The sequence below is a fragment of the Sphingomonas sp. LR59 genome (assembly GCF_036855945.1).
GTDB lineage: Bacteria > Pseudomonadota > Alphaproteobacteria > Sphingomonadales > Sphingomonadaceae > Sphingomonas.
The window spans coordinates 2,472,430-2,490,394 of the sequence record NZ_JASPFL010000001.1; the positions used below are offsets into that span (position 1 = coordinate 2,472,430).

Annotated in this window: 13 protein-coding genes; 7 read left to right on the forward strand and 6 right to left on the reverse strand. The window is 66.7% G+C overall.

Annotated features, from left to right (window positions below):
- Positions 1-445 precede the first annotated feature (445 nt).
- The 5 genes from QP164_RS11510 (at position 446) to QP164_RS11530 (ending at position 7,895) form a co-directional block, all read left to right on the forward strand.
- Positions 446-3,415: an Rne/Rng family ribonuclease gene (locus tag QP164_RS11510; protein ID WP_333923207.1), complete on the forward strand. Its 2,970-nt coding sequence runs from the start codon at positions 446-448 to the stop codon at positions 3,413-3,415.
- A 594-nt stretch (positions 3,416-4,009) separates the two neighbouring features.
- A complete protein-coding gene (locus QP164_RS11515; RefSeq protein WP_333923208.1) occupies positions 4,010-5,365 on the forward strand; it encodes a M48 family metalloprotease in 1,356 nt (451 codons plus the stop codon).
- The gene (locus tag QP164_RS11520; protein ID WP_333923209.1) at positions 5,362-6,072 is read left to right on the forward strand and encodes a DsbA family protein; all 711 of its coding nucleotides are present in this window, start codon (positions 5,362-5,364) and stop codon (positions 6,070-6,072) included. The genes QP164_RS11515 and QP164_RS11520 overlap by 4 nt, the downstream gene beginning before the upstream one ends.
- Positions 6,073-6,207: 135 nt before the next feature.
- The gene (locus tag QP164_RS11525; RefSeq protein WP_333923210.1) at positions 6,208-7,137 is read left to right on the forward strand and encodes an ABC transporter ATP-binding protein; all 930 of its coding nucleotides are present in this window, start codon (positions 6,208-6,210) and stop codon (positions 7,135-7,137) included.
- Complete coding sequence (locus QP164_RS11530) at positions 7,134-7,895, forward strand: ABC transporter permease (RefSeq protein WP_056065813.1); 762 nt, start codon at positions 7,134-7,136, stop codon at positions 7,893-7,895. Before QP164_RS11525 ends, QP164_RS11530 begins: the two co-directional genes overlap by 4 nt.
- Positions 7,896-7,967: 72 nt before the next feature.
- Here the strand turns inward: QP164_RS11530 and QP164_RS11535 are convergent, their stop codons facing one another.
- The 5 genes from QP164_RS11535 to QP164_RS11555 form a co-directional block, all read right to left on the reverse strand.
- Complete coding sequence (locus QP164_RS11535) at positions 7,968-9,818, reverse strand: CocE/NonD family hydrolase (protein WP_333923211.1); 1,851 nt, start codon at positions 9,816-9,818, stop codon at positions 7,968-7,970.
- 70 nt (positions 9,819-9,888) lie between these two features.
- Complete coding sequence (locus QP164_RS11540; RefSeq protein WP_333923212.1) at positions 9,889-10,620, reverse strand: CPBP family intramembrane glutamic endopeptidase; 732 nt, start codon at positions 10,618-10,620, stop codon at positions 9,889-9,891.
- Between the two features lie 262 nt (positions 10,621-10,882).
- Complete coding sequence (gene glpX / locus QP164_RS11545) at positions 10,883-11,854, reverse strand: class II fructose-bisphosphatase (protein WP_333923213.1); 972 nt, start codon at positions 11,852-11,854, stop codon at positions 10,883-10,885.
- Positions 11,855-11,915: 61 nt separating this feature from the next.
- Positions 11,916-12,734 carry a 2,3,4,5-tetrahydropyridine-2,6-dicarboxylate N-succinyltransferase gene (gene dapD / locus QP164_RS11550; RefSeq protein ID WP_333923214.1) on the reverse strand — a complete coding sequence of 273 codons (819 nt, stop codon included), beginning with the start codon at positions 12,732-12,734 and terminating at the stop codon, positions 11,916-11,918.
- On the reverse strand, positions 12,731-13,396 hold the full coding sequence (locus QP164_RS11555) for a pyrimidine 5'-nucleotidase (protein WP_333923215.1): 666 nt from the start codon (positions 13,394-13,396) through the stop codon (positions 12,731-12,733). Before QP164_RS11555 ends, dapD begins: the two co-directional genes overlap by 4 nt.
- Before the next feature lie 119 nt (positions 13,397-13,515).
- Here QP164_RS11555 and QP164_RS11560 point away from each other — a divergent pair, with 119 nt between their 5' ends.
- Positions 13,516-15,837 carry a S8 family peptidase gene (locus QP164_RS11560; protein WP_333923216.1) on the forward strand — a complete coding sequence of 774 codons (2,322 nt, stop codon included), beginning with the start codon at positions 13,516-13,518 and terminating at the stop codon, positions 15,835-15,837.
- Positions 15,838-15,934: 97 nt separating this feature from the next.
- On the forward strand, positions 15,935-16,846 hold the full coding sequence (locus tag QP164_RS11565; protein WP_333923217.1) for an LLM class flavin-dependent oxidoreductase: 912 nt from the start codon (positions 15,935-15,937) through the stop codon (positions 16,844-16,846).
- A gap of 240 nt (positions 16,847-17,086) precedes the next feature.
- Here the strand turns inward: QP164_RS11565 and nudC are convergent, their stop codons facing one another.
- Positions 17,087-17,965 (reverse strand): NAD(+) diphosphatase, encoded by an 879-nt coding sequence (gene nudC, locus QP164_RS11570; RefSeq protein WP_333924240.1) that lies wholly within the window; start codon positions 17,963-17,965, stop codon positions 17,087-17,089.

A 17,965-nucleotide genomic window follows, 5' to 3' on the forward strand; every position in this document is an offset into this window, starting at 1 on the left:
TTTGCCACGTATTGGCCGGCAAGGCTCTGCCGCCCCGGCAAGTCTGCGCTTCGCTGCCCCTATTTCGAGCCGAAACGCCCGCGAAAGCGTCGGTTCCGGGGCTAGTTGCGAGATCGGGTATGCAGTGCTAGTCCTGTCGTACAGCCGTGTGTCGCCTGGATTTTACCAGCGACGCGCCGGTCTCGACGCCCGCCTGCGGATTCTCGCCGGCGCGGCAATTCAGGTTGACGCTCGAATGACGCATTCCCCCGCCCCGCTCTCCGACCGGCCTTCGCCGACGGACTCGCGGTCGTGCGGGCGCCGCAGGGAGAGTTCCCGCGGCATGCACTTCGCGCAGAGGCAGTTTCGCACACCATCCGCGAGTCCGGGCGTCCGTGCCCGACCGCACCACCATCAAGCGCGCGACGGCTGCCGACAGGCCCGGCGCGCGCGCGGAGAATTTATAATGACAACGCGCATGCTGATCGACGCACGCCACCGGGAAGAGACTCGGATCGCAGTCGTCAAGGGTAACCGGATCGAGGAATTCGATTTCGAGAGTGCCGAACGCAAGCAGCTCAAGGGCAATATCTACCTCGCCAAGGTCACGCGGGTCGAGCCGTCGCTCCAGGCGGCGTTCATCGATTACGGCGGCAATCGCCACGGCTTCCTCGCGTTCAGCGAGATCCACCCTGATTACTACCAGATCCCCAAGGAAGATCGCGACGCGCTGCTCCGGGAAGAGGCAGAGCACGCCGCCGAGGAAGCCGCGCTGCGCGCCGACTACGACTCGGACGACGAAGAGGGTGACGACGAGGACGACATTGAGCGCTTCGAGGACGATGGCGGTGTAGACCCCGACGTCGCAGAAGAACTCGAAGGCAGCGAGTCTGGCGAAGCCCCGCGACGGAAACGCAAGCCGAGCGCCGACGATGCCGCGGTCGAGGATCTGCGCGAGCGTCGCATGAACCTGCGCCGTCGTTACAAGATCCAGGACGTGATCCATCGCCGCCAGGTGCTGCTCGTCCAGGTCGTCAAGGAGGAGCGCGGCAACAAGGGCGCGGCGCTGACCACGTACCTCAGTCTCGCCGGTCGCTACTGCGTGCTGATGCCGAACACGTCGCACGGCGGCGGCATCTCGCGGAAGATCAGCAACGCGGGCGATCGCAAGCGCCTGAAGACGATCATGGCCGACATGCAGCTGCCGCCGTCGATGGGCTGCATCGTCCGCACCGCGGGCCTCCAGCGCTCGAAGGTCGAGATCAAGCGCGACTTCGATTACCTCGCCCGCCTGTGGGACGGCATCCGCGAGGCCACGCTCAAGGCGTCGGCCCCCGCGCTCGTCTACGGCGACAGCGACCTGATCAAGCGCGCGATCCGCGACATCTACAACAAGGAAATCGAAGAGGTCATCGTCGAGGGCGAGGACGGCTATCGCCAGGCGCGCGAGTTCATGCGCCTGCTGATGCCGACGCACGCGCGACGCATCAAGCATTACGCCGACCCCGTGCCGCTGTTCCAGCGCGCCGGCGTCGAGGATCAGCTTGCCGCGATGTACCATCCCGTCGTCCAGCTGAAGTCGGGCGGCTATCTGGTCATCAACCCGACCGAGGCGCTCGTCTCGATCGACATCAACTCGGGACGGTCGACGCGCGAGCATTCGATCGAGCAGACCGCGACCGCGACCAACCTCGAGGCAGCCCAGGAAATCGGCCGCCAGCTCCGCCTGCGCGACATGGCCGGGCTCGTCGTCATCGACTTCATCGACATGGATAACAATTCCAACGTCCGTAAGGTCGAGAAGGCGATGAAGGAGGCGCTCAAGAACGATCGTGCGCGCATCCAGATCGGCCGCATCTCGTCGTTCGGCCTCATGGAAATGAGCCGCCAGCGCCTGCGCACCGGCGTGCTCGAAGCTTCCACGCGTGCTTGCCCACATTGCGAGGGCACCGGCTTGGTCCGTACCGCATCGTCGTCGGGCATCTCTGCACTGCGCCTGATCGAGGACGAGGCCGCCCGCGGTCGCGGTTCGCTGCTCACCCTGCGCGCCAGCCAGGAAGCCGCAGTCTACATCCTCAACCGCAAGCGCGCCGACATCGCCGAGATCGAGGATCGCTACGGCGTGATCGTCGAGATCATCCCCGGCCAGGACGAGGAAGGCGCGCACATGACGGTCGAGGCCAGTGGTCCGCCGCCCGCGCATGCGCCGAAGTTCGTCCAGATCATCGAGGAAGACGAGGACGACCTTCCCGAGGAGATCGAGGACGAGATCGAGGAGGAAGAGGTCGAGGAGGCCGAGGCCGAGCAGCCGCGCCGTCGTGAGAGCGGTCGCGAAGGTAACGGCGAGCAGCGTGCGCCGCGTGAGGCTCGCGATGCGGATGGTGAAGGCGGCAAGAAGCGCCGCCGTCGTCGCGGTCGTCGCGGTCGTGCACGTCCCGGTGAGGAAGGTGCAGCAGAGGGCGTCAACGAGGACGGCGCGTTCGAGGACGCCGACACCAACGTCGAGGAGATCGACGAGGTCGAGGGCGACATCGTCGAAGTCGGCGGTGGCGAAATGGTCTCGGCTGGTGCGCCATCCGAGCAGGCCAATGGCGCAGAGGGCGAAGGTCGTCGTCGTCGCGGTCGTCGGGGACGTCGCGGCGGTCGCCGCAACGAGCAGGGCGCAGAGAACGGCCAGTCGGTCACCGTCAGCAGCGTCGACGACGCCCAGCTGATCGCCGAGGCCCCCGAGCCGGAAGCGTATGAGCCGGTCGAGTCGACCTATGCCGAACCGCCTTACGAACCGGCGTTCGAGCCGGTGGTCGAGGAAACCCCGGTGGCGGAAGTCGCCGAGGGTCCGAAGATGCGCCGTCGTCCGCGTGCCCGTGCGGCAGCCGCAGCGGCGAACATCGCGGAGGCGGTGGCGGATGCAGCACCCAAGGCGCGTCGTGGTCGCAAGCCACGCGCGGTCGAAGCGGACGCCGAGACGGTTGCACCGGAGCCAGTGGTTCCGGCGCCGATCGCTCCGGAGCCCGTCGCAGCCGAGCCGGCTGCACCGAAGCCCGGTCGTCGCCGTCGCGAAGCGGTCGCAGAAGCGACGATGGACGAGGTGAGCGCAACGCCCGCCGAGACCATCGAAGCGTCGGCGCCGAAGCCCAAGCGTGCGCGTCGCAAGGCGTCGGACGCGGTGGTCGAAGCCCCAGCGGTTGAAGAGGCGGTCGTCGAGGAAGCGCCTGCCAAGGTCGCCAAGCCCCGCGGTCGTCCGCGGAAAGCAGCCGTGGTCGATGCCGGCGATGCCGCCCCGACCAGCGAGCCCCTCGCCGAGCCGATCGCGACCACCCCGCCCAAGGCCGAAGTCCAGCCACAGGACGTCGCGACTTCGGACACCAACGACGGCGCCAACGACGACCCCGACGGCGCCCCCCGCCGCGGCTGGTGGCAGCGCACCTTCGGCTAACGCCGGACGCTGTGACCAAAGAACGGGCGCGACCGAAAGGCCGCGCCCGTTTTCGGTTGTAGGGTGGATCGCTCGTCAGACCGCATCGTAACCGTCGGCATCCAATGCCCTGCAGGTGAGGGCAAAACCTTGCTTCCCCGCGAAGACGGGGACCCAGACCGGGCACCCGCCTTCGCGGGTGAACAAGCCACGCGGGCGGTACGAGGTTTGGGTTCCAGCGTTGTCGTGAGACACGCCTAACTCCCCCAACCCACACCACCCCGGCGAAGGCCGGGGCCCAGTTGGAAAGGTAGTAATAACGAAGCGCCGCCCTCGGTCAGCAACGTCCCCCAACTGGACCCCGGCCTCCGCCGGGGAGGTAGCTATTGGCGGAACCGCCCCGAACGCCCGCCCCTTGCCACCCCAAACCAAACCCCGTCACCCCAGCGAAAGCTGGGGTATCCCACGGGGCTCGCGACGCTCGCCAAACGGGAGATCCCAGCTTTCGCTGGGGTGACGGCTTTGGCGGCGCACTGTCGCGCGCACAGACAAAGCCACCGCACGCCCGACCGCACGACCATTGCCCCCCGCCCCCAATCGACGATACCCCGTAATATGAAGCGCCTAGTAGCCGCCGCAGCCACCGCCCTCCTCCTCTGGACGACGCCCCTCCAGGCCCAGTCGATTCTCCGCGACGCCGAGACCGAAACCATGTTCGCGGAGATGTCCAACCCGCTCATCAAGGCGGCCGGCCTCTCCACGCGCGACGTGAAGGTCGTCCTCATTAACGACGAGTCGATCAACGCGTTCGTCGCCGGCGGGCAGACCGTCTACGTCCACTCGGGCCTCATCCAGGCCGCCGACAACGCCAACGAAGTCCAAGGCGTCATCGCGCACGAGCTCGGTCACATCGCCGACGGCCACGTCGTCCTCGCCGATCGCGGCACCAAGCCCGCAATGGGAATGTACCTCCTCTCGATGGTCCTCGGCCTCGCCGCGATGGCGGCCGGCAGCGGTGAAGCAGGCGCGGGCATCATGGCGGCGGGCCAGCAGGCGGCGATGGGCAGCTACCTCTCGTTCAGCCGCGTCCAGGAATCGACCGCCGACGCGACCGGCGCGAAATTTCTCCGCGAGGCCAACGTCTCCGGCCGCGGCATGCTCAGCTTCTTCAAGAAACTGCAGCAGCAGGAATACCGCTTCGGCACTGCGAACATCGATCCGTTCATGCAGTCGCATCCGCTATCGGGCGAGCGCGTCGCGACGCTCACCGCCGACCTGCAAGCCTCGCCCGCCTGGGCCAACAAACCCGACGCCGCGCTCGAAGAACGTTTCCGCCGCGTGAAGGCGAAACTCGCCGGCTACGTCATGCCCGCCGACCAGACGCTGCAGGCCTACCCGCCCAGCAACCAGTCGATCTACGCGCACTACGCCCGCGCCTACGCGTATCACAAAGCCGGCTACCCCGAGAAAGCCGACGCCGAGGCCAACGCGCTGGTGAAAGCCGAGCCCACCGACCCGTATTTCCTCGAGATCAAGGGTCAGATCCTGCTCGAGGCGGGCAAGCCGACCGAGTCGCTCGTCCCCTTGCGCGAAGCCACGGAGGGCTCGCGCAACAACCCGCTGATCGCCACCACCTTCGGCCACGCACTGATCGCGACCGAGAACAAGGCGAACTACCCCGAGGCCACCAGGGTGTTGCGCACCGCGGTCGGCCGCGACGACCAGAACCCGTTCGCCTGGATGCAGCTCGGCACCGTCTACGAACTGACCGGCGATACCGCGCGCGCCGCTCTAGCCACCGCCGAGCGCGCCAGCATGGGCGGCGACATGCGGACCGCCTCGGCGAGCGCGCAATATGCGCTCGCGAACATCCCCGCGAACACCACCGACTGGATCCGCGCGCAGGATATCGCGATGGCCGCGCAGAACGAGATGGACGACAATCCCAAGCGGTATAAGCGCCGCAAATGAGCAAACTTACATTCCCGGCGATCGCTATCGCTGGCGCCGTCATCGGAGGCCTCGCGGTCTGGGGCTTTGACCGCCAGGGCGGCGGCGTCGAGCGCGCGCAGGTCGAATCGATCGTCCACGACTACGTGCTGGCGCACCCCGAGATCCTTCCTGAGGCGATGGAGAAACTCCGCGACCGCGAGTCGGGCAAGACCGTCACCGCCAACCGCGACGCGATCGTCACGCCGTTCGGCAGCGCCTGGGCCGGCAACCCCAAGGGCGACGTCACGCTCGTCGAGTATTTCGACTATAATTGCGGATACTGTCGCGCGAGCCTGCCGATGATCGCCAAGCTGATCGCCGCCGACCCGAAAGTCCGCGTCGTCTTCCGCGAACTCCCGATTCTCAGCGCCGAAAGCCGCATTGCCGCCCGCGCGAGCTTGGCCGCCGCGCAACAAGGCAAGTTCGCCACCTTCCACGACGCGCTCTACGCCGGCGGCCCCGTCAGCGACGCCTCGATCGCCGCCGCTGCGAGCAAGGCGGGGGTCGACACCACGCAGGCAAGCTTCACCAAGACCGCCGACGCCGAAATAGCCAAGAACATGGAAACCGCCGCCAAGCTCGGCATGACCGGCACGCCGAGCTGGGTGGTAGGCGACCGCGTGTTGTCGGGGGCGCTGCCGTTGGAAGACCTCCAGAAAGCCGTAGCAGCCGCCCGCGCAGGTTGACGCTCCTCTCCTTGTTTCCCCGCGAAGGCGGGGACCCAGTCTGGGCTCCCGCCTTCGCGGGAGAACAAGAAGGGGAGGGAAGACCTATCATTCACGTCCCACCACCCCCATCTTCCCCTCACAAAAGGGGTGCCAATGACCGAACCGATCCTGTCCATCGCGGGCGTCACCAAGACCTACAAGAGCGGCACCACAGCCCTCCATCCCGTCGACCTCGAAATCCAGAAAGGCGAGATCTTCGCCCTCCTCGGCCCCAACGGCGCGGGCAAGACGACGCTGATCAGCATCATCTGCGGCATCGTCACGCCGTCCGCCGGCACGATCAAGGTCGCCGGCTACGACGCGATCCGCGACTACAAGCAGGCGCGCAGCCGCATCGGCCTCGTGCCTCAGGAACTCAACGTCGACATGTTCGAGACGGTGCTCGCCACCGTCACCTTCAGCCGCCGCCTGTTCGGCCGCTCAGGGCATAGCGCGTACATCGAACAGGTGCTCCGCGACCTCTCGCTCTGGGACAAGCGCGATGCGAAGATCCGCGAACTCTCCGGCGGCATGAAGCGCCGCGTCCTGATCGCGAAAGCGCTCGCGCACGAACCCGAAATCCTGTTCCTCGACGAGCCCACCGCGGGCGTCGACGTCGCATTGCGCCGCGACATGTGGAAGCTCGTCCACCGCCTGCGCGAAGGCGGCACGACGATCATCCTGACGACGCATTACATCGAGGAGGCCGAGGAAATGGCCGACCGCGTCGGCGTCATCAACAAGGGCAAGCTGTTGCTCGTCGATGACAAGGCGTCGCTGATGAAGAAGCTCGGCAAGCGCGAACTCGACATCGCGCTCCAAGACCCGATGGCGGCGCTTCCCCCGGAACTCGCCGACTGGGACCTGTCGCTGGAAGACGACGGCAAGCGCCTGCGCTACGTGTTCGACGCCCAAGCCGATCACACCGGCATCCCGTCGCTACTGCGCAAACTCAGCGAACTTGGCATCGGTTTTAAGGATCTCGAAACCAGCAAATCGAGCCTCGAAGACATCTTCGTCGATCTCGTCGGAGAACGCGCATGAATACCCATGGCATCTGGGCGATCTACCGCTTCGAAATGGCGCGCGCGCTGCGCACCCTGTGGCAGAGCCTCGTCACCCCGGTCCTAACGACATCACTCTACTTCATAGTCTTCGGCGGCGCGATCGGCAGCCGCATGCAGCAGGTCGGCGGCGTCGGTTACGGTAGCTTCATCGTCCCCGGCCTGATCATGCTCTCGCTGCTCACGCAGAGCATCTCCAATGCGTCGATCGGGATCTACTTCCCCAAGTTCACGGGTACCATCTACGAGCTGTTGTCGGCGCCCGTGTCGGCGATGGAGATGGTGATCGGCTATGTCGGTGCGGCGACCACCAAGTCGGTGATCCTCGGGCTGATCATTCTCGCCACGGCCTCGTTCTTCGTGCCGCTGCGGATTGAGCATCCGTTCGCGATGATCGCGTTCCTGATCCTGACCGCGGTGGCGTTCAGCCTTTTCGGGTTCATCATCGGCGTCTGGGCCAACGGCTTCGAGCAGCTGAACTTCGTCCCCGCGCTGCTGATCACGCCGCTGACCTTCCTCGGCGGCGCGTTCTACTCGATCGACATGCTGCCCCAGCCCTGGCGCACGTTCAGCCTGTTCAACCCGGTCGTCTACCTGGTGAGCGGTTTCCGCTGGAGCTTCTTCGGGGTCGGTGACGTCGCGGTCGGGGTGAGCCTCGCGGTGACGGCCGGCTTCCTCGCCGTGTGCCTGATCGCGATCGCCTGGATCTTCAAGACCGGCTGGCGGATGAAGAACTGAAGTAAGAACCTTGTTTCCCCGCGAAGGCGGGGACCCAGTCTGGACTCCCGCCTTCGCGGAAGAACAAGTTTCTTAGCGCATCACCGGCAACGTGATTCGCGACCCCGCACAGACCTTCTGCGTTGCCTTCACATAGTCCCCCGGTTTCGCCCGCGGGATGTTCGGCACGAACGACTGCGGGTTGCGGTCGATCATCGGGAACCAGCTCGACTGGATTTGCACCATGATCCGGTGCCCCGCCTTGAACACGTGATCATGGTCGCGCAGCGGCACGTCCCATGCGACGACCTTGCCCGATACCAAGGGCTGCGGCGCGGTATCGCCCGTCAGAAAGCGTCCACGCCGCACCTCCATCGCGATCGGCAACTGATAGCCGTTCAGCGTCTTCGCATAGTCGCCCGGTTGCGCCTGCGACTTGTCGAACGCCTCCGTATCGTCGGGCAGCACGTCGATCAGCTTCACCACAAAATCGCTGTCCGTGCCGCTCGTTGACGCCTGCAACGTTGCCGACAGTGCCCCCGTCACGGTCAGGTCCGCGGCCAGTGGCTCCGACACATAGCCCAGTACATCGGGCCGGTGATCGACGAAGCGCTGGTCGTCCGCCTCCCACCACGCCCAGTCCGGGCTCGCATAGGTCGCCGACATCGGCCGCCGGCGGAACGGCACCGGGTTCGCCGGATCGGACACGTAATCGCGACATCCCTCGCCAGTGGCCGGGGCGGTGAACGACAGGCTGCCGTCCTCGTGCAGATACAGGTTCGTCGCCTTCGCCCCCGTCGGCGGCCAGGCCGCATAGGTCTTCCAGACGTTCGAGCCCGACTGGAACATCTTCGCCGCAAAGTCCGGCCGCGGTCCCTTGCCGTGAAGCCAATAGGCGAAGAACGGCGCCTGGATCTGCTCCTGGAACTGCGTGCCGCTGGCCGTCCCCAGCGGGATTGGGCCGAGGTGATCCGCCGTGCCCTGCCACCCGCCGTGACGCCACGGCCCCGCCACCATCTGCGCGAGATTGTCCGGATCGTTGCGCTTCTGACGCGCGTAGATCTGCCACGAACCCCACGGATCCTCCTGATCCCAGAACCCCGCGACGTTCAGCGTCGGTACGGTCGTCTTGCCGAGCGAGTCCGTCCAGCGCTGCGCGGTGTAGAAACCGTCGTGATTGGGATGATCGAGCAGCGACGTGAACATCGGCACCCGTCCCTTGAAGACGTTGCGGTCGATCGCCTCCGCCGAGCCCGCCTTCAGGAAATAGTCGTACGTATCGCTCGGATACGCAAAGTCGGAATTCTTGGTCTTGTCGAGTTGCAGCGACGACACCCAGTCGGTCGCATAGCTCAGCCGCAGCGCGCCGTTGCGGTGCAGGTCGTCGGACTGCCAGTAATCGATCCACGCCGCCTGCGGAGAAACCGCCTTCAGCGCTGGATGCGGGTTTGCCAGCGCGACGGCCGCGGCGAAACCGGGATATGACACGCCCCACATGCCGACCTTGCCGGTGTTCGCGGAGACGTTTTTCACCAGCCACCCGACGGTGTCGTACGCATCCGTCGCCTCATCTACGACTTTCGGATCGCCGGGATGCACCGCAGTCGACAGCGTGAAGACGCCGTCCGACTTGAACCGCCCGCGCATCGACTGGAAGACGAAGATGTAGCCGTCCTTCATCAGCGGACCGAACCGGCTGGCGCTGGAGAACGGTGCGTCGGGCACACCGTAGGGCGTACGCTGGAGCAGGATCGGCAGCGGCCCGGTCATTCCGCGCGGTCGCATGATGACGGTCTGCAGTTTCGCCCCGTCGCGCATCGGCACCATCACCTCCTCGAAGGTGAAGGGAGACTGGGTCGCGGTTTGCGGCACGGTCTGCGCAAGCGTGGCGGCAGGCACCGCGGCGGTGATCGCCAATGCGAGGAGCAGGGCGTGGCGCGACATGGACTTTCCCTCCGTGAACCGTGGCCCTTCGTGAACCGTGCCGCGATTGGACGAACCCGCGCCCGCGAAGTCAAGCCGCGCGCCACGCTCCGGTCAGCGCCGGTCGCAATGCCAGCGAATTTAGATCGATCAGCGCGTGCAGGAGCATCGCGAGCCACAACTCGCCGGTCATCAGGTAGATCGCCGCCATCAGCGCGCCGACGAGCGTGGTCGCGATCACGCCGGCCCGCCCCTGATACAGGTGCATCGCGCCGAACACCGCGATCGCGACACCAAACGCGACGAACGCGTTGCCGGATACGAGCGCGACCAGCAGCGGCAGGAACAGGCGGAAAGCGAGTTCTTCGGAAACGCCCGCCGCGATCGACATGGCGGCGGCATGCACGATCTCCGCTCGGTTGCGCGGGAGGAGCGAACCGACGTTGCCGATCGTCTTGAGGATACGCCAGTTGCGCCGCGTGGCGAGGATCGCGCCGATGATCAGGCCACCCAGCGCACTGCCGCCGATCATGGCGAGCATCTCCGCGCGGCTATCGCCGGCGAGGCTTGGCAGGAGTTTGCGGAGGGCGTCGAACTCAGGGGGGACAGTGACGATGGCATCGAGCCTGCCGAGCAGCGCGAGTCCGACGATGGCGGGCAGGACGAAGGCGATCGCGGCCTTGGCGATCCACAGGCGATAGGTCTTCTGGCGCGAGGCGGTGTGGGGAAGGCGCTTGATGCGGCGATAGCCGAGGAGGTCGCCCTTGAGGAACCAGACCAGGCTCATGAGGGTGGCGAGGAGGAGGGCGTTGGGAAGGATCATGTCGACACTTCCATCGCCCACCCGTTCACCGCTCTACTTCCTTGCTCTCCCGCGAAGCCGGGAGCCCAGTCTGGGTCCCCGACTTCGCGGGGACACAGGTGGGCTGGCTCGACATTTCGCCATAGCCCCCACCCCGGCGAAGGCCGGGGCCCAGTTGGGGAACGTTGCTGACGACGGACAACGCTCCTTTACTCCGACCTTTCCAACTGGGCCCCGGCCTCCGCCGGGGAGGTGCCTAGCTGTCGGTCAGAGCATCGCCCGATCAGTCCGTCCGATGCTCACCCTTGACCCAGCGCACCGTCCCCGAAGACGCCCGCATGACCACGCTCTCCGTGGTCATCTTGCCCTTCTTCCGCTTCACGCCCGCGAGCAACGAGCCATCGGTCACGCCGGTCGCCGCGAAGATGCAGTCGCCCTTCGCCAGCTCGGACAGGTCGTATTGCTTGTCGAGGTCGGTGATCCCCCACTTCGCCGCACGCCCGCGCTCGTCGTCGTTGCGGAACAGCAACCGCCCCTTGAACTGGCCACCGACGCAGCGCAGCGCCGCACACGCCAGCACGCCCTCGGGCGCGCCACCCGACCCCATGTACACGTCGACCGTGGTCTCAGGGTCGGACGTCGCGATCACCCCGGCAACGTCGCCGTCACCGATCAGCATGATCCCGCATCCGACTTTCCGGAGTTCGGCGATCAGCGCCTCGTGACGCGGCCGGTCGAGCACGCACACGATCAGGTCCCGTGCGGGAACGCCCTTGGCGGCGGCGACGGCGGTGATGTTCTCGGTCGGCGTCTTGTCGAGATCGATAATCCCCTCGGGATAACCCGGGCCCACCGCGATCTTGTCCATGTAGACGTCGGGCGCGTTGAGCAGCCCACCCTCTTCGGCGATCGCCAGCACGGCAAGGCTGTTGGGACCCGCGGTCGCGCAGATCGTCGTGCCTTCCAAAGGATCGAGCGCGATGTCGATCTTGGGGCCCTTGCCGATCGCCGAGCCGACCTTCTCGCCGATGAATAGCATCGGTGCCTCGTCGCGCTCGCCCTCGCCGATCACGACGGTGCCGTCCATGTACAGCGAGTTGAGCGCCTCGCGCATCGCCTCGACCGCCGCCGCATCCGCTGCCTTCTCGTCGCCGCGCCCGACGAGCGTGGAGGCGGCGATCGCAGCCGCTTCGGTCACGCGGACCATTTCGAGGACGAGGACGCGGTCGAGAACCTGGCTGGCGGCAGCGGTCAAAATATTTCTCCTCGGAATGTTTGGCCCCGGATAGGCAGGGCTTGGCATGTTGTCGACCCGATCAGTCCCTGAGCAGGTCGTTGATGCTGGTCTTGGAGCGCGTTTGCGCGTCGACCCGTTTGACGATCACGGCGCAATACAGCGCAGGCTTGCCGTCACCGCCGCCGATCGAGCCCGGCACGACCACCGCGTAGGGCGGCACTTCGCCCTTGAACACTTCGCCAGTCGCGCGGTCGATGATCTTGGTCGACGCGCCCAGATACACGCCCATCGACAGCACCGCGCCCTCGCCGACGCGGACGCCCTCGGCGACTTCCGCGCGCGCGCCGATGAACGCGCCATCGCCGATGATGACCGGATCGGCCTGCAACGGCTCGAGCACGCCGCCGATGCCGGCGCCGCCCGACAGATGCACGTTCTTGCCGATCTGAGCGCACGACCCGACCGTCGCCCAGGCGTCGACCATCGTCCCCTCGCCGACATAGGCGCCGATGTTGACGAAGCTCGGCATCAGGATCGCACCCTTGGCGATGAAGCTCCCGCGCCGGGCGACAGCACCGGGTACGACGCGAATGCCTGCCGAACGAAACTCGGCATCGCCCCAGCCCGCGAACTTCGAGGGCACCTTGTCGAACCCCGGCGCACCGGCCGAACCGCCGTCGATCACGACGTTGTCGTTGAGCCGGAACGAGAGCAGCACCGCCTTCTTGAGCCACTGGTTGACCTGCCAGCCGTCAGCTGTCGGCTCGGCAACGCGCGCGGTGCCTGCATCGAGCATCGCCAGCGCGGACCCGACCGCATCACGCACTTCGCCCTTGGTTTCGAGGCCAAGGTTCGCGCGGTCGTCCCAAGCGGCGTCGATGATGGTCTGCAAGGTCATGATGTCTCCAGGATGGTTTCGAGCCACGGCGCAAGCACCGGCACGGTAAAGTCGATGTGATCGCGCGCCGCGTCGGGCGACTGCTCGGAGCCGTTGTCGATCCACACGGTGGTCATCCCGATCGCCTTGGCCGGCGTCAGGTTGCGCGCCATGTCGTCCGCGAAGAGCGACTCCCGCGGGTCGATATCGAACGCCGCGCAGAACCCTGCATAGGCCGACGCATGCGGCTTCGGCATCAGGTTCATCGCATGGATATCGTGGATCGCCTCGAAGCTTTCGCTCAGCCCGAGCCGCTCGAGAATCCGCGTCGCGTACGGCGTGTCGCCATTGGTGAAAACGAGCTTGCGCCCCGGCAGCTTCGCGATCGCGGCGACCAGCGGCGCGTCGTGCTCGATCACGTCCATCTCGATGTCATGGACATGCGCCAGGAACGCGTGCGGATCGACGTGATGCTCGGTCATCAGCCCCGACAGCGTCGTGCCATGGTTGTGAAAATACCCCTTCTGCACGCGCCGCGCCTCGTCATGATCGAGCCCGAGCAGATCCTGGATGAACCCGGTCATCCGCGCGTCGACCTGCGCAAAAAGGTCCGCGCTCGCCGGGTACAGCGTGTTGTCGAGATCGAAGATCCAGTTGCGGACATGGTCAAGGCGGGCAAGCATCGCGCGAACCTCTAGGCACCGCGAACCAACCGGGCAAGCCGGCTCCGGGCAGCCCCTTGTTTATCATCGCGTAACACTTTGTATTCCATTAGCTTGTCCGGGCAACAGGGGCGGAATTCATGCGACGGATCAAGGCCGACCTGCTGCGGTCGGCGACAATGGGGACAGGTCTTCTCCTTGCCGCCTGTGGCGGTGGCGGTGGGGGCGGTATCAACAGCACACCGACGCCGCCCTCGACATCGTTGCCAACGCCCGCCCCAACGCCAACTCCCGCCCCAACCCCCACACCGACGCCTGCTCCCACGCCAACCCCGTCCAGCAACGACACCGGCGAATACCGCGCGACCGTTGGTGCGGTCTCGATGAATGCGCTTGCCGCCTATAATGTCGGCGCGACCGGCAAAGGCATCGGCGTCGGCGTGATCGACAGCGGTATCGACCTGCAAAGCCAGGAATTCGGAACCCGCATCTCGTCGGGGTCGCAGGACGTCGCCGGCAACGCTTCGATCGACGACGAGGGGGGCCACGGCACCGCGGTCGCCTTTACGCTCGCAGGCCGTCGAAACGGTGCGGGTTCGCAGGGCGTTGCGTTCGATGCGACGCTGATCGTCCTGCGCGCCGATCGCCCCGGCACCTGCGCAACTGCGAGCAAGGACGATGAGAGCACCGGCTGTAAATTCCCGACCGATGCGATCACCCGCGGGGTCGATGCAGCGCGCGTAGCGGGGGCGAAAGTCGTCAACATCTCGCTCGGCGGATCGGAGATGCCACAAAGCCTGAAGGACGCGATCGGCCGCGCGACCAGCGCTGGGCTAGTCGTCGTGATCGCGGCGGGCAATGACGGCTCGGTCAACCCCGATCCCTTCACCAACGTCGCCGGCGACGCACAGGCGCGCAATCAGGTGATCATAGCCGGCTCGGTCGGGTCCAGCGACGGCATCTCGAGCTTCAGCGACAGGGCAGGCACCGGCGCCGCGCATTTCCTCACCGCCGTCGGTGAAAACGTCCGCGCGCCGGACCAGAACGACACCGCGTATCTATGGTCGGGCACGTCGTTCGCCGCGCCGCAGATTTCCGGCGCGGTCGCGCTGCTGGCGCAGGCATTCCCCAACCTGACAGGGGCGCAGATCGTCGACATCCTGTTCAAGAGCGCGCGCGATGTCGGCGCGCCCGGAATCGACTCCGTCTACGGCAACGGCGTGCTCGACCTGACCCGGGCTTTCCAACCGCTCGGCGCAACGTCAATGGCTGGCTCCAAGGCCCTCGTATCGACGAGCGGCAATGCAACGCTCTCCGCCGCCATGGGCGACGCGGTGCAGGGTGAGCTCGGTGCGGTCATACTCGACGGCTACAGCCGAGCGTTCGCGATCGATCTGGCCAAGACGATCGCGAAACGCAGCCCCGACCGCGCGCTGGGTGGCGCGTTGCAGTCGCACCTCCGCACCGTCGCTCTGGCGCAAGGCAACATGACGGTGTCGATGACGCTGGCCCCCCGTTCGAACGGCGACGTGGCGCTCGACCGAACCTCGTTGTCGCGCGCCGACGCGTCCGGCGCGCGCGCGATCGCGGGGATGGTGACGCAGAAGCTCGGCAGCACGCTGTCGTTCGGCTTCGGCTTCGCGCAAGGATCGGGCGCGCTGAGCGCACAGCTCTCCGGCCAGTCCGAACCCGCCTTCCTGATCGCCAATGCCGGCAGCATGGGCTTCGACAGCACCACGCGCGCCTCGAGCGCGATGCGGCAGAGCTTCGGCGGGTTCGGCTTTACCGCGGGAATCGAGAATGGCGACGTCCTGACGCAACGTGACGACGACCTGCGGCTACGCGACCGCTGGCAACGTTCGGGGTACAATCGCGCATCGTTGGCGATCGATCGACGCTTCGGCGGGCTCGCGACGATGGTCGCCGCGACTCGGATGGACGAGCGCGATACCGTCCTCGGCGCGCGCTTCGATGCGGCGCTCGGCGCAACACGGGCGGCAACGTGGTTCTTGGACACCAAGGCGCGCTTCGATGCCGGCGCCGGCTGGAGCATAGGCGGATCGATGCGCCAGGGCTGGACCCGCGCGGCCGTCCGCGGCGGTCTCAGCGGCGACGGTCTCGTCCGCACCAACGCGTTTGCCGCTGATATCGGCAAGGACGGCGTGTTCGGCCACGACAGCATCGGCCTGCGCATCGCGCAACCTCTGCGGGTGGCACGCGGCGGGATCGATCTCGGACTGCCGACCTATTTCGACTATGCCAGCGGCAGTGTGACCGACTGGACCACGCAGCGCCTCAACCTCGCCCCGCAAGGTCGCGAAGTGGATGTCGAGGCACGGTACGGCACGCCGGTGTTCGGCGGAGGCCTCGACACCAACCTCTTCTGGCGTCGCGACCCCGGCAATTTCGCTGCGCTGCCCAATGATTATGGCATGGCGATGCGGTACAGCCTGGGGTTTTGAATACCCACGCCCCATAAATCCGTCATCCTGGCGAGGTCGACAGGCGTAAGATGGGACGGGGCTGGATAAGCTACCGGTCGGTACCTATCTCTACCGCATGACACGTTATTCCCTGCTCGATCTGGTCCCCGTCATCGAAGGCGGCACCGTCTCCCAATCGCTCGCCAACGCGGCCGACCTCGCGCGGCACGCCGAGAGCGTCGGGTTCCAGCGCTACTGGGTCGCCGAGCACCACGGCATGACCGGCATCGCGTCGGCCGCGACCGCCGTCGTGATCGCGCACATCGCCGCCGCCACGAAGACCATCCGCGTCGGCTCGGGCGGCATCATGCTTCCCAACCACGCGCCGCTGACGATCGCCGAGCAGTTCGGCACGCTCGACGCGCTCTTCCCCGGCCGCATCGACCTGGGCCTCGGCCGGGCACCCGGCTCCGACCAGCGCGTCGCCCGAGCGATGCGCCGCACGCTGGAAACCGACGCCAACGCGTTCCCGCAGGATGTCATGGAGCTCCAGAGCTACTTCGCCAACGACGGCCAGACCGGCATCGTCGCGACCCCGGGTGCAGGCGCGGACATCGAGATGTGGATCCTAGGCTCCAGCACGTTCGGCGCACAGCTGGCGGCGGCACTCGGCCTGCCCTACGCGTTCGCCTCGCACTTTGCGCCCGATGCGCTCGATGCCGCGCTCGCGATCTACCGCCGCGACTTCCGCCCCTCGGCACGCCTCGCCAAGCCGCACGTCATGGCCGGTTTTAATGTCTTTGCGGCCGAAACCGATGCCGAGGCCGAACTGCTCGCGAGTTCGCAGCAGCAGTCGTTCGTGGCGCTCCGCACCGGCAATCCCGGCAAGATGAAGCCCCCCTCGCCAGCTACCGCGATTCGCTCGGCGCGCAGGGCAACCAGATCCTCGACCACGTACTGCAATGCTCGGCGGTCGGCAGCCCGGCCAAGGTCGCCCGCGGCATCGCCGCGTTCGTCGAGCGGACCGGCGTCGACGAGGTCATGGTGACCAGCGCGATCTACGATCACGAGGCCCGCAAGCGGAGCCTGTCGATCACGGCGGATGTGATGCAGGAGTTGAAGATCGCGGCTTAGGTAGGCGCCACCGCCGTCAACACAGGCACCACCCCGGCGGAGGCCGGGGCCCAGTTGGGGGACGGTGGTAACGAACGGCAGCGTCTAGTTACTGCGACCTCTCCAACTGGGCCCCGGCCTCCGCCGGGGTGGTGCCCGCGTGGAGACACCTCACCTACTCCCCCGCCCATTCCCTCAGCAGTGTATACGCAATCGCATAAGGCGGCGGCGCCACGAACGGCCCCTCCTCCCCGCGCAGCACCGCGCGCACCATCTCACGCGGCACCCACATCGCATCCTCGAGCTCGTTCACATCGAGCGTGATCGCATCGTCCTCCGCCTCGGCAACGCATGCCATCATCAGCGAAGACGGAAACGGCCAGGGCTGGCTCGCGACATACCGCACCTTGCCGACCCGAATGCCCGACTCCTCGAGAATCTCGCGCGCAACCGCCTCCTCGATCGACTCGGCGGGCTCGACGAAACCGGCGAGCGCGGAATACCGCCCCGGCGGCCACCCCTTGCCCCGCCCGAGCAACGCGCGCCCGTCATGCTCGGCGATCATGATCACCACCGGGTCAACGCGCGGGAAATGCTCGGTCCCGCAGTTCGGACATTTGCGCGCCCAACCGGCTCTGAAAACCTCGGTCGGAGATCCACACTTCGCGCAAAAGCCATGCCGGACATGCCAGTCGATGACACTCCGCGCGCCGGCATAGGTCGCCGCCTCACCCGGTGCGAGCGACGCCAGTACCGCCATCAGCGCAGGCGACCGCATCGCCGGCGCATTGTCGACGCGCATGCCCGCCAGCAGCGCCGCGAAATGCGGCCTTCCGCTCTCGTCGAGCCCAAGCAGGATCGGCTCGGCATCGTCAGGCATGTCCGCCATCGACGTCCAGGCGAGGTGCCCGTCGTCGGTCGTACCGGGCAGCAACCCATCCAGCACCAGCAGCCGCGCGCGCCAGTCGCGCTGTGCCGCCGCCAGCCCTTCCGGATCGTGGCGCAAAGCATCGGACCGGTCGAGCGTCCCTCCGGTAAACCCAGGTGGGTCCAT